General features: G+C 73.1%; 20 protein-coding genes, 1 tRNA gene and 1 pseudogene. 11 read left to right on the forward strand and 11 right to left on the reverse strand.

Annotation, left to right across the window (positions count from 1 at the left end; all coding sequences use genetic code 11):
* Both B1205_RS05605 and B1205_RS05610 read right to left on the reverse strand, forming a co-directional pair.
* On the reverse strand, nt 1–1,038 hold a 1,038-nt coding region (locus B1205_RS05605; RefSeq protein ID WP_089154945.1), incomplete at its 3' end, for an NAD-dependent epimerase/dehydratase family protein.
* A gap of 37 nt (nt 1,039–1,075) precedes the next feature.
* Nucleotides 1,076–1,375, reverse strand: a complete 300-nt coding sequence (locus B1205_RS05610; protein WP_089154634.1) for a hypothetical protein — start codon at nt 1,373–1,375, stop codon at nt 1,076–1,078.
* A 132-nt stretch (nt 1,376–1,507) separates the two neighbouring features.
* On the opposite strand from B1205_RS05610, the gene B1205_RS05615 reads away from it, so the two are divergent.
* Nucleotides 1,508–1,579: transfer RNA gene (locus tag B1205_RS05615), tRNA-Lys, on the forward strand.
* On the opposite strand, the gene B1205_RS32860 is transcribed toward B1205_RS05615, so the two are convergent.
* From B1205_RS32860 to B1205_RS05660, 8 genes and pseudogenes are all read right to left on the reverse strand, one after another.
* Nucleotides 1,541–2,263, reverse strand: a complete 723-nt coding sequence (locus B1205_RS32860) for a zinc ribbon domain-containing protein (RefSeq protein WP_369597260.1) — start codon at nt 2,261–2,263, stop codon at nt 1,541–1,543. The genes B1205_RS05615 and B1205_RS32860 overlap by 39 nt on opposite strands.
* Nucleotides 2,264–2,625: 362 nt before the next feature.
* On the reverse strand, nt 2,626–2,868 hold the full coding sequence (locus tag B1205_RS05630; RefSeq protein WP_089154635.1) for a hypothetical protein: 243 nt from the start codon (nt 2,866–2,868) through the stop codon (nt 2,626–2,628).
* Nucleotides 2,869–3,024: 156 nt separating this feature from the next.
* Entirely contained in the window at nt 3,025–3,399 is a 375-nt protein-coding gene (locus tag B1205_RS05635) for a type II toxin-antitoxin system VapC family toxin (protein WP_089154636.1), read from the reverse strand.
* Nucleotides 3,396–3,650 (reverse strand): type II toxin-antitoxin system Phd/YefM family antitoxin, encoded by a 255-nt coding sequence (locus tag B1205_RS05640; RefSeq protein WP_089154637.1) that lies wholly within the window; start codon nt 3,648–3,650, stop codon nt 3,396–3,398. The genes B1205_RS05635 and B1205_RS05640 overlap by 4 nt, the downstream gene beginning before the upstream one ends.
* A gap of 73 nt (nt 3,651–3,723) precedes the next feature.
* Nucleotides 3,724–5,028, reverse strand: a complete 1,305-nt coding sequence (locus B1205_RS05645; protein WP_089154638.1) for a hypothetical protein — start codon at nt 5,026–5,028, stop codon at nt 3,724–3,726.
* Nucleotides 5,025–7,688 (reverse strand): CHAT domain-containing protein, encoded by a 2,664-nt coding sequence (locus B1205_RS30950; protein WP_140157983.1) that lies wholly within the window; start codon nt 7,686–7,688, stop codon nt 5,025–5,027. The genes B1205_RS05645 and B1205_RS30950 overlap by 4 nt, the downstream gene beginning before the upstream one ends.
* A gap of 232 nt (nt 7,689–7,920) precedes the next feature.
* Nucleotides 7,921–8,745 (reverse strand): annotated as a pseudogene (locus B1205_RS33275) (Crp/Fnr family transcriptional regulator); the annotation flags it as partial.
* Entirely contained in the window at nt 8,718–9,650 is a 933-nt protein-coding gene (locus B1205_RS05660) for a hypothetical protein (RefSeq protein ID WP_140157984.1), read from the reverse strand. The gene B1205_RS05660 and the pseudogene B1205_RS33275, both read right to left, overlap by 28 nt.
* A gap of 191 nt (nt 9,651–9,841) precedes the next feature.
* On the opposite strand from B1205_RS05660, the gene B1205_RS30955 reads away from it, so the two are divergent.
* The 6 genes from B1205_RS30955 (at nt 9,842) to B1205_RS05695 (ending at nt 18,794) form a co-directional block, all read left to right on the forward strand.
* A complete protein-coding gene (locus B1205_RS30955) occupies nt 9,842–10,375 on the forward strand; it encodes a Pycsar system effector family protein (protein WP_254909739.1) in 534 nt (177 codons plus the stop codon).
* A 287-nt stretch (nt 10,376–10,662) separates the two neighbouring features.
* Nucleotides 10,663–11,778: a DUF4407 domain-containing protein gene (locus B1205_RS05670; RefSeq protein ID WP_176308436.1), complete on the forward strand. Its 1,116-nt coding sequence runs from the start codon at nt 10,663–10,665 to the stop codon at nt 11,776–11,778.
* Nucleotides 11,779–13,800: 2,022 nt separating this feature from the next.
* Entirely contained in the window at nt 13,801–14,040 is a 240-nt protein-coding gene (locus B1205_RS05680; protein ID WP_089154644.1) for a hypothetical protein, read from the forward strand.
* Nucleotides 14,037–17,084, forward strand: coding sequence for a hypothetical protein (locus B1205_RS05685; RefSeq protein ID WP_089154645.1), 3,048 nt, complete (start codon nt 14,037–14,039; stop codon nt 17,082–17,084). Before B1205_RS05680 ends, B1205_RS05685 begins: the two co-directional genes overlap by 4 nt.
* Nucleotides 17,084–18,097: a hypothetical protein gene (locus B1205_RS05690; RefSeq protein ID WP_089154646.1), complete on the forward strand. Its 1,014-nt coding sequence runs from the start codon at nt 17,084–17,086 to the stop codon at nt 18,095–18,097. Before B1205_RS05685 ends, B1205_RS05690 begins: the two co-directional genes overlap by 1 nt.
* Before the next feature lie 175 nt (nt 18,098–18,272).
* Nucleotides 18,273–18,794: a flagellar protein FlhE gene (locus B1205_RS05695; protein ID WP_140157985.1), complete on the forward strand. Its 522-nt coding sequence runs from the start codon at nt 18,273–18,275 to the stop codon at nt 18,792–18,794.
* A 108-nt stretch (nt 18,795–18,902) separates the two neighbouring features.
* On the opposite strand, the gene B1205_RS05700 is transcribed toward B1205_RS05695, so the two are convergent.
* The gene (locus B1205_RS05700) at nt 18,903–19,427 is read right to left on the reverse strand and encodes an SMI1/KNR4 family protein (protein WP_089154648.1); all 525 of its coding nucleotides are present in this window, start codon (nt 19,425–19,427) and stop codon (nt 18,903–18,905) included.
* Between the two features lie 152 nt (nt 19,428–19,579).
* On the opposite strand from B1205_RS05700, the gene B1205_RS05705 reads away from it, so the two are divergent.
* Genes B1205_RS05705 through B1205_RS05720 form a run of 4 tightly spaced genes read left to right on the forward strand, consistent with a single transcriptional unit; the run spans nt 19,580 to nt 26,909 of the window.
* Nucleotides 19,580–20,980 (forward strand): TIGR02710 family CRISPR-associated CARF protein, encoded by a 1,401-nt coding sequence (locus B1205_RS05705; RefSeq protein ID WP_176308437.1) that lies wholly within the window; start codon nt 19,580–19,582, stop codon nt 20,978–20,980.
* Nucleotides 20,981–20,990: 10 nt separating this feature from the next.
* Nucleotides 20,991–24,260: an AAA domain-containing protein gene (locus B1205_RS05710; RefSeq protein ID WP_140157986.1), complete on the forward strand. Its 3,270-nt coding sequence runs from the start codon at nt 20,991–20,993 to the stop codon at nt 24,258–24,260.
* Entirely contained in the window at nt 24,257–25,435 is a 1,179-nt protein-coding gene (locus tag B1205_RS05715) for a hypothetical protein (protein WP_089154651.1), read from the forward strand. Before B1205_RS05710 ends, B1205_RS05715 begins: the two co-directional genes overlap by 4 nt.
* On the forward strand, nt 25,428–26,909 hold the full coding sequence (locus tag B1205_RS05720) for a phospholipase D-like domain-containing protein (RefSeq protein WP_089154652.1): 1,482 nt from the start codon (nt 25,428–25,430) through the stop codon (nt 26,907–26,909). Before B1205_RS05715 ends, B1205_RS05720 begins: the two co-directional genes overlap by 8 nt.
* Nucleotides 26,910–26,918 lie beyond the last annotated feature (9 nt).

Consider the following 26,918-nt stretch of genomic DNA (forward strand, 5'->3'; position numbering starts at 1 on the left):
GGCGGGGCGGCCGGGGAGGGTCGGGTCCGGGGAGAGGGGCGGGGAACCTGTGCCTGCCCTCGTGGACATGCCGGCGATGAGGTCCTTCAGGGCGGTCACCGTGTCGATCCTGGGGGTCCAGCCGAGGTCCGTCTCGGCTCTCTCGGTGGACATCAGCGGGACGTTCAACGCCAGGTCGACCCAGCCGGTGTCGACCGGTTGCAGCCGGGCCCGCCAGGTCAGCGCCGCGGCGGCGCGCAGCACCGGCACCGCCACCGGCACGGTCCAGCCGTGGAAGTGCCGCGCCACCAACGCCGGCGTCAGCACCGGGTCGGTCGCCACGTTGAACGCGCCGCGCGCGTCCCCCACGACCGCTCGGGCGTACGCGTCGGCCACGTCGTCGGCGTGCACCGCCTGCATCCGCAGTCGCTTGTGCGACGGCACCAGCGGGATCCGGCCGTACCGGAGCAGCCGCACCGGCACCAGCGGGCCGAGGAAGTAGCGGCTGATCTCCGTACCGGCCGCCCGCTGGAAGATCAACCCCGGCCGCAGGCGGACCACCCGCAGCGCCGGGTGCTCCCGCTCCACACTGTCCAGCAGCGCCTCGACCTCCGCCTTGTCCCGGCTGTACGAGGATGTCTCCACTCCGGTCGCCGGCCAGCTCTCGCTGACCGGGTGGTCCTTCGGGCCGGGCGCGTAGGTGCCGACGGATGAGGCGTACACCAGGGCGGGAACGCCGGCCCGGACGGTGGCCTCGATCACCGCGCGGCTGCCGGCGACGTTGGTCCGGTAGAGCGTGCGCCGGTCGTGGCTGGGCTGGATCTGCCAGGCCAGGTGCACGACCGCCCGCGCACCGGCGAAGATCCCGGCCAGCCGGTCGGCCGCGCCGGGCGCCCCGACGTCGCAGGAGTGCCAGTCCACGTCGTCGTACGGCTCACCGGCGTCCGGACCGGGCAGCCGGCGGGCCACCCCGACCAGCTCCGCGCCGGTTTCCTGCCGCAACCGGCGCAGTACGGCCGTCCCCACGTTGCCGGTCGCCCCCATGATCACGATGCGCATACCTGATGCGGTACCCGCTGGACGGCACAGCAACCGCTCACGGGCGGGGGTTCGTGCGCGCCCAGCCCTTCTCTCCGGCGCGGCGGCCCCCGGTGGCGGCCAGGCAGCGCGGGCAGAGCCAGCCCTCCGGGTCGGCCCCGGTGAGTACGTCCGTGCCCGAGTAGTCGAACGGTACGTGCGGGAAGCGGCGCAACCGGGTGCGGCTGAGCTGGAGCCCGCACAGGGTCTGGTTCCGGCCCGGCAGCCAGGCGTGCACCTCGCCCCCGGGCCGGCGTACGCCGTCGTCGCCGGGAACCTCGCTGGACGCCGCGACGGCGGCGGTGCTGGTCGTTCTCATGCCCGCTCCCCTTCCCCGACGGTTGGCGTTCACGCCTGCACGCGCCCCGGCCGGGACCGGCTCGGGCGAAGATCGACGGGGCGGTGGAAGCCGGAAGCCCGGGGCGGGGAGGTTCCGGTAACCTGGGCGGGCGGGCCGCTAGCTCAATGGCAGAGCTGTGGACTTTTAATCCATAGGTTCAGGGTTCGAGTCCCTGGCGGCCCACCGACCGCACCATTGTGCGAACCGGTGGTTGATTGTGGGTGCCCCAGTCCGGGTTGGGCGGGGGCACCATCGTGTCCGTGGGGATCTTGAAGACGGGGGATGATTCCCTGGTCGGTGAGTCGGACTTCCGCGATGAGGGCTTCGACGGCGGCCTTGCGTTCGGCGTCGGTGCCGCTGGTCATGATCGTGGCGAGGTGGTCGCGGATCATGGTGATGGTGCCGGGGTCGGGCGGCGCGGGCTGGGGTGGCGGGGCCGGCGTCGAGTTCGGCGTGCCGGGTGTGGAGTTGGGCCAGGCGTTGGCGGAGTTCGCGGATCCGGGGTCCGGCGGTGGTGTCGTCCATGGTGCCGTTCTCGAAGGCGGTGTGGTAGCGGGCGATGGCGGCTTCTGTAGTGGTGATCTGGTGGGCCAGGGCGGTGAGTTCGGCGCGTTGGTCGTCGCCGGCGGTGTCGCGTTGGGTTTGGGCGCGCTCGATCATGGCGGTCAGGACGGGTTCGGCGGTGGTGTAGAAGTCGTAGAGGGCTTGCAGGACCAGCCGGTCGAGGTCGTCGGCAGGGAGTCGGGGTGCCGGGCAGGTGGCGTGTTTGCCGTAGCGGGTGCGGCCGTTGGCGGATGTGCCGATGTAGCGCTGTCCGCAGTGGGGACAGGTGAGCAGGCCGGTGAGGTAGTAGTCGGAGTCGGACATGGCACGCTGGACCAGCACCAACACCGCCGCTGGCGGGCCTGGCACCGCTGGACCACTCTCGTCATCGCCGCTCACGCGTTCCTCGCCGCCGCCGCAGCGGCCCACACCGCCAGCCCGGACGGCCTGATCCCGATCACCGTCAACGAACTCCGACGGCTGTTCCACGCCCTGGTCATCGAACCCGCCCGACGCGTCGGCGACGTCATCGCCTGGTCGGTCTTCCGACGCCAACACCAAGCCGAAGCCGAGATCAGCCACTACGCCCGACAAGCCCTCACCGAACCCTGAAACGGATCTCCTGCTGGAGTATTAGCGAGACGGCGGCCAAACCACACAACCTGGGTTCGACCGCCGTCGCGCAATCAGTCGCGGAGGTACGGCCCGATGAGCTGTTCTAGCTGTTCATCGTTCATCGTTCCGTGCCCGCCGAGTCCTGCCCAGTTTTCTACGTCCCGCAGAACCCCGACCGGGATGCCGAATGCGGCGGACAGCAACGTAGCCAGCATGAAGAAGTTCGAGTTCGGTGGGAGCTGTCGTTGCAGCCAGCCGGTGATCTCCGCCGCGCTCTGACCATCGGCCGCTTTGCCGCGCAGAACAGCCGTCATATCGCCCGCATAATCTCTCAAGAGAAGATCACCTTTGCGTCGGCGAGCGTTCTGGTGCCCCTGTTCCAGGTCCCGCGGATCCCGCGAACCTGCGGGCCGAGGGCGTCCATCGCGTCCTCGAACATTCGCGAACCGCTCGGCGATCGAGTTGTCCGATCACACCTTGAGGACGTCCACGTCGTACAGCGCTATTGACGCGTCGCGGGAAGCGAGGGTCAGCCCTTCGGTGATTGCCTGTGCCACCAGCATGCGGTCGAAGGGATCGCGGTGATGCGGTGGCAGTCGGCCGGCGACGATGGCGTGGGCGTGGGTCACCGGGAGTTCCCGGAAGCCCATGTCTCTTACCCGCTCTGCGAGATCAGGGGGACCGCCGAGTTTCCCGGTGCCCTGTTTGATTGTGATCTCCCACAGTGTGACCGGGGAGAGAAAGATGTCCGGCTCGTGGCGTAGTCGGTCGAGCAATTCGGTGCCGAGGGTCGCGTCGCCGGTGATCGCCCAGAGCACGACGTGCGTGTCCAGCAGCAGGTTCATGCGCCTATGCCGAAGTCGTCGGCGATCTCGGCGTTGGTCTGTGGTGAGTCCCAGTCGCCGGAGAGGTCCAGTTGGCCGGCGAGGGAGCCGATTGCGGTGCGGTTGGCCCGCCGGACCAGTGGTACGACCTTCGCCACCGGGGTGCCCGCCCGGTCGATGATGATCTCCTCGCCGTGTTCCACCCGCTCGATGATGCGCGACAGATGCGTCTTGGCATCGTGCATGTTGTAGTGCACGGCCTCACCCGACATGACGCGACCTCCTCGCTTAGCTAAGGGATTAGTCTAGCCTGGTGGNACCCTCCGGCCGCCGACCGCACCGTGATCAGTCCGCCTCGACCGGGCCCAGCCACGTCACGGCCCGGAATCCCTTCTCCGGAATGTCCAGGCTCACCCGGACGAACCGGTCCAGGGCCAGGCCGGACGGAAACTGCCGCAGCTCCTCGTAGATCGGCTCGGACAGCGCGGCCCCCAGGTCCGCCGAGGCCGCCTCGCGCAGCGTACGGCGCAGGTCGTCGCTGTCCCGCAGCCGGCACACCTGCACCACGGCGGAGCCGGCGAAGCCGTTGCGGCCGGGGTAGACCATGCCGGTGTGCACGGCCACCCGCAGCCGCAGCCGCGCCTGCGGGACCAGCCCTCGGTTGAGGTGCCGCAGCGCCACGGCCAGTTCCCGCAGCAGGTCGGCCACGGCCCGGGGCTCGTCAAGACCGAGTGGCAGCAGGGCGAGTTCGCCGTCGCCCTGCGGCTGCGTCGTCCAGAGGTTCCGGTCCAGGCCGGCGTTCCTGGTGGCGGTTTCCAGGACCTCGACGAACCGCCGTTGCACGTCCAACTGGCCGCGCACGTCCCGGCTGCTGTACGACTCCGTGTCGGCCGCGACGCACAGCCGGCGGCTGCCGGTTCCCTCCGGCGTCTCGTCCGGCGCCGGTTCACGCGCCTCGACCGCAGGACGGTCCCGCTCGCGTACGGCGATGGGCACGGCGAACGGCTCGGGGTGCCGGGTTCGGGGCCGGCTGAGCCGGAACGCGTCCAGGTACGGCCGCCGCATCGACGTGCTGGCGGACAGCTCGCCGGAGAGGACCGTCGCCGAGGGTGGCAACCGCAGCACCGCGCCGAGGACGTACGTGCCGGCGGGCAGCGTTCCGCCGGTGGCGTCGCGCAGTGTCCAGCCCAGCGAGTCGCCGCCGTGACCGCTCACCTCCACGGCGACCCCCGGGTCCAGCGCCGCCCCGTCCGGCGGCGGCGGTGGGGTCACCCCGAACGGCCGCGAGCCGAGCACCGCCGGCAGGCCGTCGGCACCGACCCGGCGGGGCGGCTCCAGGTCCAGGGCCAGCGCCTCGGGGGCGGCCCGGCGAAGCCGGACGGTCATTCCGGTCAGCTCGCGCCGGCCGGGCAGCAGGCCGATCGTGACGGGCAGCACCACCCGTACGTAACGCCAGTCTCCGGCGTCGCTCAGCGCCCGGAAGCCGGGCGGGAAACATTCCAGCCCGATTTCGTACGCCAACGGCCGGCCGAACTCCACGGTGCCCTGCGGCACCGCCCGGATCGTGTCGCCGCCCAGCATCTGCTCGAACTCGACCAGGTCCTGCCGTACGGGCTCGGCCGTCTCCCCGTCGGGGCGGGGCGCGGTCACCGGTGCGCTCCGAACAGGACGAAGCCCAACCACAGCTCGGGAGCGGTGGGCTCCTCCGTCATCAGGCACACCTGGGCCCGACGGACGGCGGCCGGCACGGACCGGCCGGCGCCCAGCCACTCCCGGTGGAACTCGTACAGGAATCGCATGCTGGTCTCCTCTCCCACCTCGCACAGTGCGGTCAGCAGAGCGGTGGGTCCGCTCACCAGGAAGGCCCGGGCCAGGCCGATCACCCCGTCGGCCGCGACCGCGCCGCGCCCGCCCCGGCAGCAGGCCAGCACCACCAGGTCGGCGTCCGGGCGCAGCCGTAGCACGGCTTCCATGTCGACGATCCCGTCGTGATCGGCGGTGCGGGCCACGACGAAGAAGGGCAGCGAGGCCGCCTCCCGGTCCACCGCGGCCGGATCCGCCGGCAGCTCCACCAGGGCCGCGTCCGCGTGGGTGGCCAGGTAGAGCACATCGGCGTCCCGGGCGAGGTCGGCGAGCGCGGCCAGGTTCGCCTCGGCGCCCCGGACGATCCGGGCACCGCCGGGGTACTGCCGGGCGATGGCGCCGAAGTCGCGTTCGGTGCCGTAGAGGGCCGGGAAGGCGATCCCCCGGGTGGGGTGCGGCGGCATGGGTTGCGGGTTGACCAGGGCCGCCAGCCGGACCGGCCGGTCGTGTCGGACGCGGGTGCGCAGCCCGGGCAGCACGGCCAGGCCGGGGAGCAGTTCGATCGCGTGCCGGGTGGCGAGCGGGCGGCCGTCCGGCATGATCAGCGCGGGGAACGGCACCCGCAGCAGCACCCCGTGGGGTACGACGGTGACCGGCTCGTCGGGATCGTCGGGCAGCAGGTCGGCGGCGACCGGAGCCCAGAGCAGCGTGCCGAGGCGGGTCAGCAGGGCGGTCAGCTCGTGCCGCTGCCCGGTCTGGATCGCCGGATGCTCGGCGAGAGCGTGCAGCCGGTCGATCTCGCCGGTCAGCGCGTCCGGGTCGACCACCCGGACGGCGGTCACGGGCGTCCCGTCGGCCCGCACGGTCCACACCGTCAGCCGGCAGTCGTGCAGGAAGTACTCCACCACGCTGTGGCCGTGCGCCCGCAGGATCGCGGCCAGCGCCGGAGCGTCCAGCGCTGACCCGGCCGGCCGGCCCGGCACGTCGGTGCGCAGCAGGTCCGCGAACGCGCGGGCGCGGCTCTGCTCGCTCGCGACCAGCGCCGCCCATCCGTCGCCGAGGTCGGTCAGCAACTCCACCAGCCGGGCGAAGAACCCGACCGCCTGTTCGGCGGCGAATATCCTGTCCCAGTCCCGGTCCAGCAGGGCCCGCCACCGTTCGACGTACCCGGGAAGCGGGGAGGCCGAGGCGCGACTGGCCCGCCGGCTGGCGGCGGTGGCCCGGCCCACGTCCGCCCGCCGCAGCGCGTCCGACCGGGACGCGGCCAGCTCAGCGGTGCCGGTGAGCAGCGTGGTGAGCGGCTGCGCGTCCGCCGCCTCGGCGGCGGCGAGCCGGCGCAGCTCCCGTGCGGTCCGGTCGAGCGCGGCGCGGCACGCCGCGGTGGCGGAGGCGACCGCGTCGGGATCGTCCGGCGGCGCCTGCACGGCGGCGGCGACGAGTCGCCGGAGTCGGGCCGCGCAGTCGGCAGCGGCGTCGGCACCGGCATGACCGGCAGCGGCGTCGGCACCGGCATAACCGGCGGTGGCGTCGGCACCGGCATGACCGGCGGCGGCGTCCGGGATGATCCGGCCGGCGGCCGCGCGCAGGAGGGCCGCCTGGTCCCGCAGCAGGTCGGCGGTGTCCACCACGAGGCGTCGCAGCAGGGTGAGCGCGGGCGGGCTGCCGGCGTGCCGCCGGGTGAGGCGTACCGCGAGGGACAGCCCGTCCAGCAGCGCCGGGTAGTCGCGCAGCGCGAACGCCCCGACGATCTGGCTGTGCACCAGTAGGGCCAGATCGACGGCGGCGGACTCGGCCGAGGGCGTGTCGCCGTCCAGCCGGGCCAGGTAGAGCGACACGGCCGTGTTCGCCAGGGGCACGGCCTGCTCGGGGCGGCCCGCGGCGTACCGATCGAGGGCGAGCGCCCGCAGCGCGGCCGGGTCGTCGGACGCCGGTGTCGCGCGGCGCAGCACCACCGGACGCCAGCCGCCACGCATCGGGCCCGGCCCGGCCGTCCGGTCAGGGACGAGGGCGACGGCCAGGCCGGTGTTCCCGACGAGCCGCACGAGGGACGGACCCGAAAGTCCGGGCGGGTCGAACCACGCGGGGTCGCGGACGGACGCCGGGGTGGCCGGGTCGCCGATGTCGATCACCGCGTCGTCGGCCCGGCCGACGTCGGCCCCCGCCGGGCCCGGGTCCTCGACCACGAGCCAGCGGCCGGGTAGCGCCGGCCGGTCCAGCCAGCGCCGGTGCCGGTCCACCGCGTCGACACGCGGGTCCGGGGGCGTGTCGTCGGGCTCGGCCGGGCCGGGGGCGTCGTCGAAGCCGCCGGCGACCTCGGGCCAGGGCTCCGGCTCATCGGGATCCGGCTTCGGTGCGCCGACCGGTCCACCGCGCAGCCGCAGCACGAGATGGGTCGGGACGGGGCCGTCGAGGCCCGGCCGGAGCAGCAGGGCGGTCAGGGTCGACGTCGGCGCCGGGCCGGCGGTCAGGAAGCCCTCCAGGCTCTGGCCGTCGCCGTACGCGGTCACGGCCACGAGGCCGTCGCCGCACCGCCACCACCGGCCGGTCAGCGAGTGCCCGTCGAGGCGGCAGCGCAGGGTCCCGTCCGGGTTCGGGTCCCAGTACCGCAGGTCGCCCGCGTCGCCCGCCGTCGACCAGGTGGCTCGGGGCCGACCGGCGGACCAGCTCAACGCCAGGGTACGCGCCAGCGCGACGGCGGGTACCGGGCATCGTGGCGTACCGGCGCTCGTCATCGGCNTCGATCCGCCGGTAGTGGGTGAGGACCAGCCCCGTGCGGCGGAACTGGCTCAGCGCCCGCTGCACGCTCGGCTCGGCCGCCCCGATGAAGGTGGCCAGCTCGCGCTGGCTGAGCGGGATGTCGATCACGGTGGCGGTGCCCACCCGCCGGCCGTGGTTGACGCCGAGGTGGCAGAGCACCTGGGCGAGGCGCTGGCTGACCGGCGCGCCGTTGAGCGCGCCGCGCACACTGGTGGCCTGGCGCAGCTTGCGCAGCAGGTAGCCCTGGATGGCCCGATCGGCGGCCGGGTGGGCGGCCCGGTACGCGGCGAAGGCCGCATGGCCGATGACCCGGCTCTCGATGGTGGTGGCGGCGATTCCGGTGGCCGTGCGGGGCTTGTCGTCCATGGCGGCGATCTCACCGATCAGGTCTCCCCGGCCCCGGATCGCCAGCAGGACGGAACGACCGTCGCGGCTGTTGCTGACCACCTTGACGTAGCCGTGCAGGAGGACGTAGACCTCCCGGTGGGACTCGCCCTCCTTGACCAGCACCTCACCCGGCTCGTGCGTACGGCTGCGGCCGAGTTGCAGCAGGGAGGCGCGTTCCGCCGGGCTCAACGTGCCGAGCAGGCCGCTGCTGGGCCACGTCGACCTGTCGTCCATCCACATTCTCATCCGGACACACCTGTCCGATACGAGGGGGCCGGCAACCGGGCCGGTCACCTTCGGTGATGCTATCGGCGCGGCTGTCCACGGCGATTCCCTCCGATGTGGAATCCGCGGCGACCGAACGGCCGGAGCCACGGAGTGGACGACGGACGTCATCCGGCGAACCGTGGCGTTCGCCATGCCCGTTCGAACAGCACGGCTGGATCGTCCGGCCGGGCTGTCCGCTCGCCCCGCAGCTCGGCCCGGTAGTCGACGACGTGGTCGTCCCACGCGCCGCTCGCACTGATCTCGCCGGTGACGCGACCGGCGGCGAACCGCAACTCCAGCAGCGCCCAGCGGGCCGCGACCGGCAGCGGCTGCGGCTCCCAGCCCAGCCGCAGCCCCGGCGGGACGGCCATGGGCGCGATCCAGGTCACCGCGAGCGCACCCGCCGGAGCGGACAGCTCGCACCGCAGGTTTCCGCCGCTCAACGTCATCCGCAGCCGTCCGGTGTCGCTCTCGGTGAGGCCGGGAGTCGACGCGATCCAGGTCAGGTCGCCCACCGCACCGGGCACCAGGCCGGCGAGGCCGACCTCGACGGGCTCCGGCCCGGTTGCCGGCAGCAGGTTCAACTCCGCCGGCAGCGGCCCGAACGTCTCACCTCCGGTGGCGCCGGCGAGCGTGACCGCGTGTGCGGCCGGCAGGTCGAGGCCACCCATGGGCGCGAAGGCGGGCGACTCGTGGGGGCCGGCCGGGCGTACGGGCTGGCTGATCGAGGTGCGCTCGTCGTGGGTGCGGGTGCGGATGGCGTAGGACGCCGTCAACAGCAGCCCCGCGCCGTGCGGGTCGAACCGACCGGTCAGTCCGGCGCGCGCCGAGCCGTCCGGGCTCACCATCGCCGCCTGGAACTCCGTGCCGCCACCGGCCGGGCGGTGCCGTCCGGGAAGGGGAAACAGGTCGTCCCGGGCCAGTCCGGGCAGCGGAACGACGAGCAGCCGGCCGTCCGGATGCAGGCACCAGCGCGTGCCCAGCAGCATCCGGCGTAACCCTGGCCGTTCGCCGTCCCCGGCGAGCTGCGGTGGCCCCTGCGGGATCAACAACCGCATCGTGTGCCCCTTTCCACGACCCTGACGCCCGTCAGCACATCGGGTATCGCCAGCCGCGAATACCTCAGATGAGGTGATCGGCGGGCGGCGACCCGCACAACCGGGCCGGGGATCCCGTCATTTGGGGCAATCGTCTGCGCCGGCGACGCACACACTCGGCTGGAGTCGACCGAAGGAGTACGCATGCGGCCATGGATCCGGCGACGCTCGCGGTCACCCGTCTCCGACCCGCGTCCCGGTGGGGCGGCCAGCCAGCGGGACACGGCCGAGGAGTTCGCCTGGCAGATCCACGCGGCCCAGGAGTCGTGGGCGGCGCAGTTGCACACGAAGGCGTCGGTGCTGCTGGCCATCGAGGGCGGCATTCTCATCGGCCTGGCGCCCGCGCTCGGGGCGCCAGCCGCCGGCGGCCCGGNCTGCTGCTGCTGGCCATCGCGCTGGCCACGCTGGCCATCCTGCCGCACCTGGGCTCCGCCCGCCGGCACCGCCGGGAGCGCCACGAAAACCTCGTGTACTTCGGGCATCTGCGGATGTGGCAGGCGGGCGAACTCGGCCAGCAGCTCGCCGGGCTCTCGTCGACCGAACGGAGCCTGATGCTCTCCCGACAGCTCGTGACGATGAGCCGGATCAACTGGCGGAAGCATCGCAGCCTCCAGGCGTCGGTCGCGGTGCTGCTGCTGGCCCTGCTGACGGTGACCGGCCAGGCCGCGCTGACCTGGGTCGGCTGACCGTCGCATAGCTGACCCGGGGCCGTGCCGGTGATCCCGTCATTTGATGGAAAGGGCCGGGTGGTCGGGACCGACGCTGAGCGCAGCATCGTCCGTTCCGCCCAGACCAGGGCACGGGCGCCGGACGCGGAAGGAGTTCGATGCCACTCCGCTTCGCAGGACCCTGGCGCCGCCAGCGCCACGCGCCCCGGCCGACCGCAACCGTCCCGGACCGCTTCCGGTCGGGCCCTGCCACCCGGGTGCTGCTGTGGTGTGGCGGCTTCGACCGGGATCTCGTCGGAACCCGGGTGGAGGCGTACCGAGCCGCCGGCATCGGCCTGTTCGTGGTGCTGGTCGGCATCCTGGCCGCCATCACGTTCACCATCTTCGCCACGATCATCATGGGGCACTTCGACCGGCGGACACTGCCGTTCGCCGCGCTCTGGGGGTTGCTGGTCTTCCAGGTCGACCGGTCCATCCTGGTCGACCCGCACTACGGCCCGGCCGACTCCGGGCGTTGGTCGCGGGTGACGCGGGCTCCCGCGTACCTGCTGCGGGTGCTGCTCGCCGTGGCGGTCGCGCTGCTGATCAGCGAGGCACTCGTGCTCATCATCTTCCGCCCCGAGATCACCCAGCAGGTCCAGGCCGACCGGACCACCGTGTACGACCGGACGGTCCTCACGGTGCTGGCCAGCAGCCGCTCGGGCACCCAGCGCAACATCGACCGGCTGAACGAGCAGGTGCGTGGCTACGAGCGCGCGGTCGCGGCCGCGCAGACCAACGTGGACACCGCCCGGGACCGGTACGACCGCGAGGTCGGGGGCACGCTGTCGCCGAACGCGGGCAACGGTCGGCTGGCCCAGCGGGAATGGAAGAACTACCAACGGGCGCTGACGGCGTACCGGAGCGCGACCCGGATCCACGACCGGAAGGTGCCGCCGCTGCGCGACCAGATCGCCCAGCTCGGCACGCGACTGCGCGACCTGAGCGATCCGGCGTCGGCCGGTTACCGGCGGCTGGTGGCCGACTCGGACGAGATCCGGCGGGCGGGCGTGCTTCGGGACGAACCGCCGGGCTGGCTGGAGCAGGAGCGGGCGTTCCGCGCGTTCCAGCGCGCCAATCCGGATGACCGGGCCGTGCGCTGGATTCCCTGGCTGCTGCGGGCCATCCTGCTCGCCGTCGACCTGGTGCCGCTGAGCATGAAGCTCGTGGGTGGCGGGTCGCTGTACCAGGCCCGACTGCGCGACCAGGGCTCTCACCACCGGTACGTCGCCGAGCTGGGCCAGCGCCGCGACCGCGCGCAGGCCGACGAGGCGATCGGCCTGGACATCCACCGCACCGAGGTCAGCGCCCGGCTGGAGCGCGAGGACCTGGACCACTACCTGCGCACCCGCACCGATCATCTGCGCCGACCCGGACCGTGACCGAAGGAGCATCATGAGTGGTCCACACGAGGAGACAACCGAGCTGCGCCGGTACGCGGACCAGGCGGTCCGGGAGCTGGCCGCGTTGCGGCCGGGCGCTCCGCACCTGGTCCCCCGGCTGGAGCGGGCCCGGGCACTCGCCGACAAGCTGCGCCTGTTCGTCAACCGCGACATCTCGGTCGGCTTCGCCGGGATCTACACCACCGGCAAGTCGCTGCTGCTGTCCCTGTTGCTCGACGCGCCCGGTCTGCTGCCGGTGGCCAACGAGCCGACCACCGGCAACGTGACCCGGATCAAGGTGCGCGAGTCGGCCGGGCCGGAGCCGCCGCACGTCGGTATCACGGTCACGTACCTCACCCCGGCCGACGTCGCCGAGCTCGCCGCCGCCATGGTCGCCCGGATCGCCGAGCTGGACGACCGCAGCCCCGCCCGACCGGGCCGCTCGCTGCGCGGCTACCGACCGATCGATCCGGCCGATCCGGACCGCTCCGACTGGCAGCCGCTGACCGACCACTTCGCCCCGGTCTGGCATGACCCGACCCTGAGCAGGTCGCTGCGCGGTTGGGTCACCGAGCTGTGCCGGCTGCGCGACGCGTTGCAGGTCGGCTCCGGCTTCCTGGCCAGGGTGCCCGGGGGCAGCCCGATCGGCATCGACGCCGCGCGGCTGACCGAGGCGGTCACCATCGGCGTCTCCCGGGACGTACCCGGGACGTTTCCGGCGCCCTCGTACGAGCCGCCGTTTCCGGCCGGCTCGCCGACCGGGGCGATGCTCGCCGCCACCCAGCCACTGATCGACGAGGTCACCATCGAGCTGCGGGTGCCGCCCGGCCTGCTGCCCTTCGACGGTACGCCGGTGGACCTGCTGGACTTCCCCGGCCTCAACTCCGGCAGCCTGCGGGACCGGTTCCTGGCCGAGCGCAAGGTGCCGACGACCACCAGCATCGTGATCGTCCTCAACGGACGGGCGCCGGTCAGCGACGACGTCACGGCCTTCTTCGACATCCTCAAGCAGGGACGGCACGCCGATTCCGTGCTGGCGGACTCGGTACTGGTCGCGGCCAACCGGTTCGACCCGGTGCTGCCGCCGCCGGGGCCGCCGGCCCGTACCGTCGCCGAGCTGACCGGCCGCTCCGCGGATCTGCACGTTCTGCTGTCGGTGGCCCACGAACTCACCGGCGGCCGGCTGGAACGGCTCGCCCTGACCAGCGCGCTCACCGCCGCCGCCGACCGGGGCTGGCCGCCGCCGTCCGGCGCGATCGCCGACGAGGTACGCACCGCCGCCCTCGCCGCGCAGCGATGGCAGCCGACGGCCGACGCGCTGGCCGCGACCGAACCGCAGCACCCGGTGACGCGGGCGCTGGCCGGATTCGTCCGCCCGGACGGCGGCCTCGCGTACCTCCGGGAACTGCTCATCGGGCACGTCCGCGGGCACGGGCTACGGATCTGGCTGGCCGAGGCACGCGCCCTGCGGGCCGCGGTCGAGGCCGCCTGGCAGGAGGTTGCCCCGCCGCCCGCCCAGGACCCACCGGACCGGCACGAGGCGCGGCTGCTGGCCGACCTCGAACGGGCGGTCACCCGCGCGGGCAACGACCTGCGCCGCCGGCTGATCGACCTGCGGGTGCTCGCGGGCACGCCCGACCAGGACGGGATGACGCTCGACCAGCGGATCGAGGCCGAGGCGGCGACCCTGGTGCTGCTCTGGCCGTGGTGGGAGGACACCCTGGAGCGGGCGCCGGATGGGCAGTTGCGGGTGGACGCGGACGACTCCCGCGTGCTGACCGCGACGGGACAGCTCGTCGACACGTACCAGGAGGTCCTCGACGCGCTCGACCGGTACGCGGAGCAGGAACTGGCGACGGCGGTGCGGGACTGGGCCACGGCGGCGTACGCCACCCCGGCGCTGCGGACGGCGGCCCGGCTCCTCACCGCCGGCGCCGAGCCGCTGCGCCGCCGGCTCCGCGTCNACTGCCCGCCGCCGGCTATCCGCTGGCCGAGAACCGGGCGCTGGCCTGGCATCCCGCCGTGGCGGCCGGTGGGCACCGGGCCGACTCCGCGCACCTGTACCGGCTGCGGCGGGACCTGGTCGCCAGCCTGACGATCCAGGTACGCCAGCGGTCGCAGGACGTGCTGGACGAGTTGGCCGTCCTCGTCCGACAGCAGCTCAACGAGGCGGAACAGTCCGTGCCCCGCCGGGAACGGCCGCGCGGTTCCGCACAGCGGCCGGACCCCGGCACCGAGCACGGCAAGGGAGAGCAGCGATGAGCCCGTCCGAGAGCGCCACCACCGACACCGGAATGCCGCCGGCCAGGCGGGAGCCGCTGACCACGCTGCGGGCCGACCTCGGCAAGGGCCGGCTGAAGCCCCTCGCGATCGACCTCGGCACCTGGTCGTCGACGGCCACCCTCTTCGAGAACCTCGATCTCGAACCGCGCGGCCTGGATCCGGCCCAGGAAGTGGTGGCGCGGGCCGGCCTGCGGGACCTGCTCGCCGAGCGGGACCTCGCCGCCGCCGTCGCCGACACGCTCGCCGAGCGGCGGGACTATCTCGGCGAGGAGCACAGCCGGCGGGTTCCCGACCCGCCCACGGTGGCCTGGCTGATCGAGGCGTTGGGGCGGCACGCGGAACAGGGCGGACGGGAGTTCACCGCGTTCGACAAGCTCGTCCGGCACCTGGCCTGCGACGCGCTGGACGTGGCCCTGGCCCGGGACGAGCAACTGGCCCGCCGGTACGCCCCGGGTCTGCACCGGCTCTGGGACGCCGTCTACGCCACCCCGGCGCTGCGCAACTCCTCGCTCTGGCCGCTCGGCCTGCGCCGGCCCGCCTTCCGCGACGCGGAGATCCGCAGCGTCCTGGCCACCAACCTGCACGAGCTGACCCGCACCGACCTCGTCGACGAGCTGGGCTCCGGACGGGACCGGACGACGGCGTACTTTCCGGGCGTCAAACGGTGGTTGGGTCGCTGGGAAGCGGTGCCGGAGCTGGCCGGGGTGACCTGCCCCGCGGGTTGGCAGCCGGACAGCGAGCTGCTGCTGGCGCTGGCGTACTCCGCGCTGGTCCGCCGGGCCGACGAGGCGGTCGGTCACGCCGGCGAGCGCGAGTCCCTGCTGTCCGACATCCGGGCCGTCGCCGAGCGGCCGGTGGATGACCTCGCCGTCACGTACCCGACGATCACCCCGCCGTCGGTGCGGCAGCGACTGGGCGGCTTCGTCGCCGACGCGCTCGGGCTTCCGGTGCACCGGGTGCACCTGGAGTACGACGAGGCGGTGGCCGCCGGGTTGTACTTCGTGATGCGCGGCTTCGGCGGTGACGTGGGGGCGGGCATCCGGGCCTTCCGTGCCAGCGCGACCGCGGTCGCCGACGCGCAGCGGCCGACCTGGCGCCGCAACATGCTCGTCGTCGACGTCGGCGGCGGCACCACCGACATCGCCATGCTCGCCGTGGAGCTGGTGGACGTCACCGACGGGCCGGCGGAGCCGGCGGGTTCGCTCGTCGTCCGGGGACGCCGCTACCACCTCCGGCCCCGGGTGCTGGGCACCACCGGGCACGGCCAGCTCGGCGGCGACCTGTTGACCCTGCGGCTGTTCTACCTGTTGAAGGCCGCGATCGTGGACGCCTCCGACGAGCCCGCCGACGACGCGCCCGGCCCGCTGGTCGGGCAGTTGCTGCTGGCCGAGGGATCGGGGCCGGCGCCGTACGCGGTCCGCGAGAAACTGCGTGAGGCGCTGCCCACGCACACCGAACCGGGTTCGGGCTCCGGCGCCCCCCGGCGTACCCAGGAGTTCGACGCGCTGTGGCGGGCCGCCGAGAAGGCCAAGACCGACTTCCTCTCGGCCAACGAGCCGTACGCGCTGCCGGCGGTGGCGATCGCCGACGGCCTGCCGGACGGCCCGGTCAAGGCCACGCTCGACGCGCTGACCCGCGACGTGGTCCTCGACCCGGAGCATTTCGAGAGGCTGCTGCGGCCGCTGCTGGACAGCGTCGCCGGCCTGGCCGCCGGCCTGGTGGTCCGCACACTCGACGCGGAGCCCGGACAGCGGCTCGACGAGATCGCGCTGTGCGGCCGTACCACGGGTATGCCCCTGGTCCGCGCGCTGATGCCGGGTCTGTTGTCACGCCGGTTGGCCGAATCGGGGGCCGGTCGCGCGGTCGAGTGGGACGCGCTGGCCCTCACCGTCGAGCAGCGGTACGCCAAGCAGGCCGCGTCGATCGGGGCGGCCTGGGGCCGGGGCATCAGCCAGGTCGGCTCGGTCGACGCGGGTCACCTCGATGCCGGGTTGGACACCCTCACGCACCGGGTCGACAACCTGCTGCTCACGCTGCCGGCCGATTTCGGCCTGGCGGCGCTGGGCGGCCTGCCGCAGCCGTGGTTGCGCTGCGGACGCCGGTTCGACAAGACCCACGCCGACGGGCGGCTCTTCCTGCGCAGCGAGTGGCGGCCGCTGGTGCCCGACATCCAACTGCACCGGCTGCTCGGCGAGCAGGGACCGACCGGCCGCTCGGTGGAGTGGGGCCGCTTCGAGTACGCCCGGCACCGGGGCGGCGGGCGGCTTCCCGCCGACGTCTGGTTCCAGATCGAGATCGACCAGTCGCTCGTCCCCCGGATTTTCCTCTGCCGGGGCACCGCCACCGCCGTCCGGCCGGTGCTGCACCCGACCACCGGAAGGGATCGGGACTCCCGCTTCGCGGTGTCCCTGCTGGACCATCCGGAGCTGCGCGACTGCGTGGTCGACGGGCGGCTGGCCCGGGTGCCCCGGATCACCGTCGCGGCGGTGGGCGCCGCGCCGGCCCAGGCACCGCCGGCACCGGTCGAGGTGTTCGCCGGCGGGCCGGCCGAGCAGGTCTTCGACGTGGACCTGGCGACGGACGGGCCGCGGGTCGGCGACGCCTCGTGGATCGGCTCGGTGAACGGGTCCGCGGGGTGGGGTTGGCCGGCCTCCGTCGCCGGCGGGACGGCAACTCCCGGCGTGGTCTCGCCGGTCGCGCTGCCGGACCCGCCGGACGGCGGACCGGTGCCGGAACGCTTCGTCTTCTGGGCCGATTCCGACACCGGCAAACCGGTCCCGATCGGGGAGTTGGAGCCACCCCGGACCGCCCCCCGCGACGACGGCGAAGCGCTCGACCTGCCGTTCTGGGCGATCCTGAACGAGCGGGGCGAGCTGCGGGTGCACTCCGGATATCCGGTCTACCTACCCGCGCAGAACCTGGAGACGATGGAGACGAAACCGGGCTTCGTGTGCACGCTGGCGTTCGACCCGGGCGTGTCCGACCGGAACCCGGACTGGGACCCGTTCACCGGGGAGCACTGATGGCCGACGTCCAACCACTCCCCGGGCCGGCCCCCAAGGACCCGCTCGTCGAGCTGGCCCGGCTCGCCGCACGGGTGCTGACCGGCGAAGGCGAGATCCGGCTGCGGATCGACGTGACGATCACGGCGACACCGTCGCCGGCGCCGGACAGCGCCGATGGACCGACCGCGAGCGGAGCCGAGACTCCGGGCGGAGCCGAGACTCCGGGCGGCGAGCCGCCCGGGACCAAGGCACCGGACGACGCGTCGTCCCGGACCGAGGCACCGGCGGATGAGCCGGACCAGCGGGTGCCGGTCCATGGCGAGCGCGCCGCGCGGCTGCGGTACACGCGGCTGCCGCCGGCCGCCGACCACGCGCAGGCGTACCGGCTGCTGGCGGCGGAGGCCGGCTGGCCGCCCGAGGCGGAGCCGCCGTCGCTGCTGCCCGATGCCGTCGAGGAGGCGGTGGAGGGTGAGCTGAGCCGGATCGACGACGCCGGCCTGACCAGGGCCGTGCGCGGGGTGCTCGCCATCGCCGCTCACGCCGACGGCCTCGGCCGGATCCGGAGCGCCCCGGACCGAGACGACTGGCTGCACCCGTACCGTCCGGCCGAGCACTATCAGGCGTACCGCGACAAGTTGGTGGAGGCGCTGGCCCTGGTGCCGTCGGGCGAACCCGGCGGCCTGATCCTCGTCCAGCGCGCGATCAACGTCGACCGGCACCTGCGATCGCTGGTGCCCGCGTCCGTCGACCCGCCCCGGGTACGCCCACCGGCCGACACCAGTTGGTGGTGGCAACTACTGGAGGAATCGCTGGACTGGATACGGCGGCAGGCCGGCGCGGCGGCGCGGGTCGGGATACCCCGACCGGGCACGGAGCCCACCGCCGAAGATCTCGACCTGCTGGACCTCGTATTCCCCCAGGAGCCGACCGGCACCTCGCGGTCGACGTTGGTGCTCTGGCCCGCCGCCGCGTGGTGCCTGGGCCGCCCTCGGCTCAACAGTCCCGTCGTCTACCAGCCGCAGCGCCCATAGGGGATATCGAAAAAGGGAGCGCGCCGGAATTCGATTCCGGCGCGCCCATTCACCATTTCTTCACCCGGATTTATGACGAGCGATTCAAAGTCCGAGATCTGATTGTCTTCGATCTTTCCATCGCTTAATCTGATTATTGAGGCGCCTCAATCAACGTCTCGACCCAAGGGGAATCATGAGACTTCTCGCCATTGCCCGGCGCCTGGCGCGCGTACACCGGCCGGCCATGCTCGGCGCGGCGCTCGCGCTGGGGCTCACCGCGACGCTCGCCGCGCCCGCGGCACCGGCTCTCGCGGCCACATCGAGCTGGAGCCAGACGCAGAACACCCTCAACCCGACGATCTACCAGACCAACTTCGTCTACTACAGCACCCCGTTCACCGCACCCAGCACCCCGGCCGGCGCGACCATCACCAGCGTCTCCTTCGCCTGGACCTTCCTGTACATCCCACCGCCGTACCCGGCCAGCCCGTACCAGGTCTATCTCTGCGCCGGGCCCAACGGCACCCAGTGCGCGTACGTCTCGCCGTCCTGGTCGGCACAGTCCTACAGCGGCACCACCACGGCGTTCCAGGGATTCCCGGCCGGCACCACATTCCAGTACGCCGTCTACGTCCAGGCACCGACGACGTTCGTCCTGCCCTATCCGTACAAGCCCAGCAAGACCTATTCGCTCACCGTGAATTACACGTACTGATCCGGTACGTGACCCTCGATGCCGCGCCCGGCGCGGCGTAGCGTCCCTTCGAAATGGTCCGACCGGCCGGCGCGCACTGGGCCCGGCCGGTCGGGTCGATCGGGCAAGCTATCGACAGAGCGAGCCGATCAACTCCTCGAAGCCGGGGAACTCGTCCCGCGCCGCGGCGATGATCTCCTGAGCCGACCTATGGTCCGACGGTGCCCAGCGCCGGGCGATCTCGGCCAGGCGGGCATCCGTTCGGGTCTCAGGTCCGCGATCCGGGTATGCCGTTGCCTCCCATGGACCGACGCCGTCGGCGAGAAGCCACAGGTAGGCCCGGAGGTTCTGCGCCACGACCCCCGTCTCGCCCTCCGAACCGAGGAACACCACCGGCTGCTCCTCGATCGGCTCGCCCTGACGCACCAGCCAGAAGGCGGCAAGACCCCCGGTGCCGTCCTGCCCGAAGACCCGGAACTCGGACCCGTCCAGCTCCGCGTTTCCCGTCCATGCCCGCCACCAGTCGGCGGTCTCGCCCGAGTCGAGGAAGTGGGAGTAGGGCTCGAAGTCGACGCCGTCCCCGTCCCGGTAGTCGAAGCCGACCTCGTGAGCTTCGGACAGCGGAGTCGGCAAGGCACGCACATCGTGATCCACGCCATCACCCTAGCGACGAGGACCGACAATACGAGCCCGCCGACCCTCGACGCCGATCACCGCGAGTCGGGTCCCAACGTGAGCGACTCTTTTCGCTAGGGTCGGGTATGCCGTTTGACGAAGCGCAATCCTTCGACGAACGAGTCGAGACGATGCGTCGCATCGAACGCGGCGAGCAGCGGTACGCCGACGGCAGCCCCGCGCTCCAGGCGACCACCTACTATCTCGACCACCTGCTCGCCGACGCGGTCGCCCGGGCACGGGCCGCCAGTGACCTGCCCCGACGCCGGATCGACGTGCTGATCAGCCTCTGTGGCTTCGCGGCCATCCCGACGATCCTCACCTACGAGTTGCTCCGGCCGAGCCGGCTGGTCGTGATCACCTCGCGGGACGCGACGGACAGCGTGGACCTGATCGGCCATCGGCTGGTCGGCCCGGACCGGCTGCGGCACCAGGACTTCCGGCATGTGCCGGTGGACGCCAGCGACCCGCTCGACATGTACCAGCAGATCGCCCGCGAGCTGGACGGTCGGGACGGGCGGCACGCCGTCATCGACATCACCGGTGGCCGGAAGGTGATGAGCGCCGCCGCGGCTCTGGCCGCCTGGCAGCTCAACCTTGGGCTGACCTACGTGGAGAACCAGTTCGACCCGGTGACCCGGCAGCTTCGGCACGGCGAGGTCCGGCTCATCACGCTGGACAATCCGACCACGCTCTTCGGCGAGCAGGAACTCGCCCGGGCGCTGGAGATGTTCCGGTCCGGCGCGTTCGAGGCCGCCCGTTGCCGCTACGACGAGATCGCCGACCGGATCGCGGTGCCCGGCCGGGCGCGGCTGATGCGCGCGCTCGCCGAGTTGTATCGCACCTGGTGTGACCTGGATCTGGCCGCGCTGCCGACGGCGGTCGCCGGGGTGGAGCAGAGCCTGCGGCAGGGCCGCCGGCACCTTCGCCCGGACACCGCCGCGACGATCGACCGGCAGCTCGCCTTCGCCCGCCGGTTGGCGGCCGGAGACGACACCGCGTTCGTGGTCTGCTTCTACGTGCTCGGGCTGCACTACCAGCAGCTCGGCCGGCACGACTTCGCCGCGCTGCTGTTCTACCGCACCGTCGAGGCGTGCCTGACCACCCGGCTGCGGCACCGCTGTCCCGAATTCGACCCGGACGACTGCGACTGGTCCCTCCTCGGCGACCCGGCCACCGTCCGGGCCCGCTACACCGAGGTGTCCCGATCGCTCGCCCCGCCCGCCTCCTCGGGCCCGCCCAACAAGCTGACCCTGTTCGCCGCCGCCATCCTGCTCGCCTCGCTCGACGACGAACTCGCCCGCCGCACCGGGCTGGTCGACCCCGATCGACTGCGCGAGCTACGCGACCGGACCTGGGCGCGGAACAAGTCGGTGCTGGCCCACGGCACCCAGTCCATCGCGGCCGAGCACACCGAGTCGCTCCGGGTGGAGGCGTCGGGGCTGCTCGGGGCGTACTGGGCGTTGCACGGGGACGGGAACGACGTCGACGAGCTGTGCGTCGAACTCCGCTTCCTCCGCGACGACCGGTGAGGTGGGCGGCATGGAGCGGCTGCGCGTGCCACGATCCTGGGCCGACGAGTACTGCCGGGCGACCGATCCCGAGCTGTTCGCGCCGAGCGAGGCGGAACGGACCGAGGTGTGCCTGTCGTACCTGCCGGGCGCCCGGTGGCTCGCCGACCACGACCTGGAAGAGGTCCGGTCGGACCTCGCCGGAGGATTCCTGGTCAAGGAACACAGTGGGAAAGACGGTCGGTACTACCGACTCAGCGGTACCCGGTTCGAGGTGTTCGCCCAGTCACGCAGCGCCCGGGACAGCGGAGCGCCGCAGGCGTACGTCACGTCGGTAAAGCCGGCGCGCGGGTTGGGTCGCGTTGAGACGGTCCGGCCCCGCCAGGTCCGCCTGGCGCCGGTCTGGGACGAGGAGTACTGCGACCTGCCGAAGCTGTGCGAGACGTTCACCGAGGGGCTGCGGACAGTCCAACGGCGACGGTCCCGGCGGGACTCGGCCGCCGCCGAACTGGACCGGAGCACCCCGGCGCCCCGGCCCCGCGGCGACCTGCACGCCCGGACCCGCCGCCGCTACCAGCCGCTGCTGCAGATGTTGGAACTGTTGGAGCAGCGCAGCACCCACGAGGACACGGTACGCGGCAGCGCGACAGTGGTCGGCGAGGGCCGGTTGGCGGACCAGCCGGTGCTCTGGCTCCGGCTCGACGGGACGGCCACGTTCGCCGAGGGCCGTACCGTCGAGGTGAGCGGCCCGGAGGGAACGGCGGAGCTACGGCTGCTCTCGGTCGAACTCGACGGCGACGCCCCGGTGCTCGCCCTGACCGCGCCCCGTGCGCCGATCGCGCCGCAGACCCGGGTGCGACTCGAACAGCAGGGCCGCTTCGCGCTCGGCAGACACAGCAAGGCGCTGCGCCGGTTCCTCGACGAGCAGGTCGAGGGCGATTGGGAACACCTGGCGTTGCTGCTCACCGCGCCCGGGCGGCTGCCGACGACGCCGATGCCGGCACTGCCGACGTACTTCGACGACCGGCTCAACGCGGAGCAGCGGGCAGCGGTGGCCGGCGCCGTCCGTAGCCCGCACGCCTACCACGTCCAGGGGCCGCCCGGCACCGGCAAGACCACGGTGATCACCGAAGTGGTCCGCCAACTCGTCGCCCGGGGCGAGCGGGTGCTGCTGCTCGCCCCGATGCACGTCGCCGTCGACGAGGTGCTGCGCCGGCTCGCCGACCAGCCGGGCATCCTGGCGCTGCGGATCTCCTGGGACGAGTCCCGGGTCGCCGGGGAACTCCGCCGGTACCTGCCGAAGGAGGTCAGCCGGACGTACCTGCGGCAGGCACGCCGGCCCGACACCTCGCAGGCCGGACGCTGGCGGGCCGAGGCCGACCGGCTGCGGGAGCAGGGCGACGCGGTGGACGCCTTCCTGGCCGCAGATGCCCGGCGGCGGGCGGCCGCCGCGCATCTGCGGTCGGCGGAGCGCGAGCGCGCCGCCTGGCGGTCCCGGCTGGCGGCCGATCTGGCCGCCGGCCGGGCGGCGGAGGCCGAGGCCGCCGGGGCGCTGGGCGGGCTGGCAGCGGCGCTGACCCCGGTCACGGCCCGGACCGAGCAGCTACGCGCGCAGCTCGCCGCGGTGCCGCGAAGCCGGCAGTGGTGGTCCCGGATCCGGGCCTTCTTCGAGTCGCCGGACGACGTGGCCCGGCTCGGCGAGGCGTACCGGTCGAGCGAGGCCGAACGCCGTCGGCTCGACCGCGACCGGCGGTCCTGGGCCGAGCGCTCGGAGGCCGCCCGGGCCCGGACGGCCGAGCTGGAGGCGTGGCGAATCACCGGGGAGCGTGATCACGGCGCGGCGGTGCACCGCCGGCAGGCCGAGGTCGAGGCGGCGCGCGTCGAGGCGGAGCATGCCGCGGACCGGGTACGGATGCTGACCGCGCTCGACCCGCTCGGTCAACCAGAGCCGGAGGTACGACGCTGGCGGGACCGGCTCGCCGCCGAGCTGACCCGGCGCGAGCAGCGGATCCGGCTGGAGCAGCGCTGGTTTGACCTCTCCGGGCTGGCCGACGGCACCCCGGAGTCGCTGGCCGACCAGGTCGACGCCGACCTGCGCCGCTCGGCGAACCTGATCTGCTGCACGACCACCGGGGTGAGCCGGGATCTCGGCGACGCCGACTTCGACACGCTGATCGTGGACGAGGCGAGCCGGGTGGTGGACAGCGAGTTCCTGATCGGGGCGGTTCGGGCCCGCCGCTGGGTGCTGGTCGGCGACGAGCACCAACTCCCGCCGTACGTGGAGCCGGCCGACGAGCACCACCTGCACGCGCTCGCCGCGCTGCACATGGTCGGCCGTGGCACCGCCGTCGATTTACGGGCCGCGGTCGACCACCTGGCCGCGATCTGGACCGAGGACGAGGAGCTGCACCAGTTCCGCACCGACACCGTGCTGGCGACCGCGGAGCGGCTGCGGGACTCGGGCGGGTGGCGGGACCGGTATCGGCGCAGCTTCGAGACCGCGTGGCGTCGGCTGAGCGAGCACGGCGCGGATGCCGAGCGCACGCTGCTGACGGCGATGCGCGGCCACCTGGTACGCAGTCTCTTCGAGGTCTCGGTCGCCGGTGTGCCGCCGATGCTGCGGCAACGGCTGCGGGTGCAGCGCCGGATGATCGAGCCGATCGCCGCGCTGGTCTCCGTCCCGGTGTACGGCGGCGACTACCTGACGCCGGACCAGCCGGACGTCACCCCGTTGCGGTACGGCGGCACGAACACCCCGGTGGTCCTGGTGGACACCTCGGTCCACGGCAGCCGGGCGAAGGACCGCATCATCGGCAGCGGTTTCGTCAACGAACTGGAGGCGGACCTCGTCGTCACGATGTGCCGATCGTGGGAGGAACGGCTGCGTCGGTCGGGCGGCGAACGGGTGACGGTCAGCGTGCTGACGTTCTACCGACGACAGGCCGCCGAGATCCGCAGACGGCTCGGCGGGCCGACGTACGACGGCTTCCGGAGCCTCGACTTCCAGGTGGTCGACGCGATCGACAAGATCCAGGGGCAGGAGAGCGACCTCGTCTTCCTGTCGTTCTGCCGGGCCTTCGTCGGTCGGGGTGCCCCCTCGGCCCGGTACGGCCGGTGGTTGCAGGACGTCCGCCGGCTCAACGTCGCCTGCACCCGGGCCCGTCGAGGGCTGGTGCTGGTCGGGCACGTCCCGACGCTGCGTCGGCTGAACGGCGTGCCGGAGGCGGAGACGTTCTACCGCAACCTGTTCGAGTTGCTGGACACGCGGCCCGACATGGAGATCGCGGCGGGGGTCGCGTGACCGAGTTCGTCCCGGTCGACCCGCCCGCCCCGCCCGCGCCCGGGACCGTCGCCGTGCTGCCCGAGGTGCTGGTGCCGATCCGATGGTGGCGCGGGGTGTCGTTCGAGCGCGCCGAGCCGGTGCGGATGACACCGCTGGAGCGGTTCGTGCTGGACATGGCGATGACCACCGGCCTGGCCGATCCGGACGAGTTCTTCGAGATCACCAACCTGCCCGGCGCGACGCTGCTGCCGGTGGCGGCGCGCCGTCTGGTCGCCGCCGGGGCGCTGACCCGCGACGGCGACGGGTACCGTCCACTCTCGCCCGGCGCCGAGCGGGCCGCCCGGACCCGGACGGTCTACCGGAAGCGGCCGGTCGGCCTGGACGTCGTCCTGTTGCCACGCACCGGTGACCTGCTCGCGCTCGACCCCCGCTCGTCGGGTCTGCGCGAGGTCGAGCGGCTCCGCCCCGCACCGGCCGGGAACGCCCCGGTCCCGTTCCGGTTGGCCGCCGGCACCCTCGCCGACGAACTGCGCGCCCGACTCGTCGCCGGCACGCTCGCCGGCGTGGACCGGGAGGTCACCGAGGTGCCGGAGTCCCCCTCCGGGTCCCCACCGATCAGCCGGGACGGCTGGTGTCCGGCGTACCGGTGCCGGGGCGAGCTGCGCGTCGACGGCGACCGTCACCGGCCGGTCCTCACCCTGCCCGGGAACGGCAAGCGCGACCCGGTGGACCTGGAACTGCCCGGCGCCGACGGGCTGGCCGCGTACTGGCTCGGGCTGTTCGACGCGCTCCTCGACCCCGCCACCCGGGCCCGCGCCTGGGACGTGCTGCTGGGCTGGACGCAGCGGATCTCGCCACGGACCGACCGGACGGGACCGGGCCGGTGGCGCTGCTCGATCTCCGGGACGATCGCGCGACGCCTCGCCGACCAGGGCCGCAACCTCGCGCTGCCGCTCGGGTTGGCGGCTCGGGGCGACGAGGCGGTGGTCGAGGTGGCGATCGACCTGGTCGGCGCCGACCGGACCGCGGAGGCGTTGATCGAGGTGGACAGGCGGCTCACCGCCGCCGCCGAACCGGGTGCCGACGTCACGGTCCTGCCCGACAGTGCCGAGCTACGCGACCGTGCCTGGCGGCTGGGATTCCCCGGCCTGGTGTACGCGCTGCGCGAGGCGAAAGACTTCCACTATGCCTGACACCGACGCGCCNGAGCCGTTCCTGGACGCGCCGGACACCGACCGGGAGTACCGGCACCGGTTCACCTACCGGGGTTCGGCCACGTCGATCCGGCGGACGGCGATCGAGCTGATCGAGGGCGCCCGGCACAAGATCTTCCTGGCCAGTTTCCGGATCGGTGACCGGGAACTGCTGGACGCGCTCTTCGACGCCGTGCACCGGCTCCGCGGCGGGGTGTACGTCGTCACGTCGTGGACCGAGCAGTCGCTGAAACGCGACCTGTCGAGTCTGGAGGACGTCGACGACGTCGACGTGCAGGCCCAGAAGAAGCGGTTCGACGAGCTGACCCGGCGCGGGATCGCGCTGCGCGGACACGAGGGCTGTCACGCGAAGTTCCTGGTCGTCGACGACAGCCTGGCGCTGGTCTCCAGCGCCAACCTGGAGACCAGCGCGCTCGTCGACACCGAGCGGAAGCGGGCGACCGGGGAGAACGGGGTGCTGATCGGCGACCCGACCGAGGTGCAGCGGTTGGCGCGGTTCTTCACCCGGCTCTGGTTCGCCGGCTGCACCTGGGCCGCGCTGCCCGGCGCCGAGTACGCGCTGCACCGGCGGACTCCGGCGCCGAGTCCGGTCACCGTGCCACCGCTGGCGGACGGACCGGGCGTGCTCTGGACGTACGACGGCGACGACGGGGACGGGTCGCACCGGGAACGGGGCATCCTCACGGCCCTGCACGACGTGATCGGTCGGGCCCGCCGGGAACTGCTGCTCGCCACGTTCAGCCTGGTCGGCATCCGGGACCGGCCCGACCTGCTGCTCGATCCGCTGCGCCGGGCGATGACCGCGCACGACCTCGACGTACGGCTGCTGGTCCGGGCCCGCAACAACGTCCCGGAGCACCGGGCCGACACGGCGGCGCTGGCCGAGTTGGGCGTGACGATCCACGGCGACTCGGACACCCACGCCAAGGGTGTGATCGCCGACGGCCGCTACGGGGCGCTCTTCTCGGCGAACTTCGACGCGGTACACGGCATGTTCTCCGGGGTCGAGGTCGGTACCCGGCTCGACGGCCGGCCCGCGCTGACCGAGGCCCGGCGATACTTCCGGCACGCCATGGAGAACGCCGACCTGTCCTTCGTACCGGCACCCACACAGCGTGAGCTGGACCAGCGGCTCGGTGCCCGGTGGCGGCGCCGCTGGCCCCACGGCGTGCGGCTCACGGTGTCGGCGGCCGACGCCGACTGGCAGCGGCTGGTCGACGCGGCGGCCACCGGCCCGGTGCTCTGGGAGGAGGACGAGGAGCTTCGGCTGTACGTCGGGGATCTCGTCGTCACACTCCGGCCGGGGCGCCCGGCGCGGTTCCGGCTGACCGTGGCGGAGAGCCGATCCGACGCCGCCACCCGGATGCGGAACTGGTACGCCGAGCGCCCCGGCGCCGGCAGCGCTCGGAAGAAGCGGGGTTGCTGCCCGGCGCTGCTGACCCGGCTCCATTGAGTCGGGCCG

The sequence above is a fragment of the Micromonospora sp. NBS 11-29 genome (genome assembly GCF_002140155.1).
Taxonomy (GTDB): domain Bacteria; phylum Actinomycetota; class Actinomycetes; order Mycobacteriales; family Micromonosporaceae; genus Micromonospora.

Bases quoted from the DNA above. Each gene is read 5' to 3' on its own strand.
- B1205_RS05610 (WP_089154634.1), bottom strand. From the start codon at position 1,375: ATGAGAACGACCAGCACCGCCGCCGTCGCGGCGTCCAGCGAGGTTCCC.
- B1205_RS32860 (WP_369597260.1), bottom strand. From the start codon at position 2,263: ATGTCCGACTCCGACTACTACCTCACCGGCCTGCTCACCTGTCCCCAC.
- B1205_RS05630 (WP_089154635.1), bottom strand. From the start codon at position 2,868: ATGACGGCTGTTCTGCGCGGCAAAGCGGCCGATGGTCAGAGCGCGGCG.
- B1205_RS05635 (WP_089154636.1), bottom strand. From the start codon at position 3,399: ATGAACCTGCTGCTGGACACGCACGTCGTGCTCTGGGCGATCACCGGC.
- B1205_RS05640 (WP_089154637.1), bottom strand. From the start codon at position 3,650: ATGTCGGGTGAGGCCGTGCACTACAACATGCACGATGCCAAGACGCAT.
- B1205_RS05660 (WP_140157984.1), bottom strand. From the start codon at position 9,650: ATGCGGTTGTTGATCCCGCAGGGGCCACCGCAGCTCGCCGGGGACGGC.
- B1205_RS05685 (WP_089154645.1), top strand. From the start codon at position 14,037: ATGAGCCCGTCCGAGAGCGCCACCACCGACACCGGAATGCCGCCGGCC.
- B1205_RS05690 (WP_089154646.1), top strand. From the start codon at position 17,084: ATGGCCGACGTCCAACCACTCCCCGGGCCGGCCCCCAAGGACCCGCTC.
- B1205_RS05695 (WP_140157985.1), top strand. From the start codon at position 18,273: ATGAGACTTCTCGCCATTGCCCGGCGCCTGGCGCGCGTACACCGGCCG.
- B1205_RS05705 (WP_176308437.1), top strand. From the start codon at position 19,580: ATGCGTCGCATCGAACGCGGCGAGCAGCGGTACGCCGACGGCAGCCCC.
- B1205_RS05710 (WP_140157986.1), top strand. From the start codon at position 20,991: ATGGAGCGGCTGCGCGTGCCACGATCCTGGGCCGACGAGTACTGCCGG.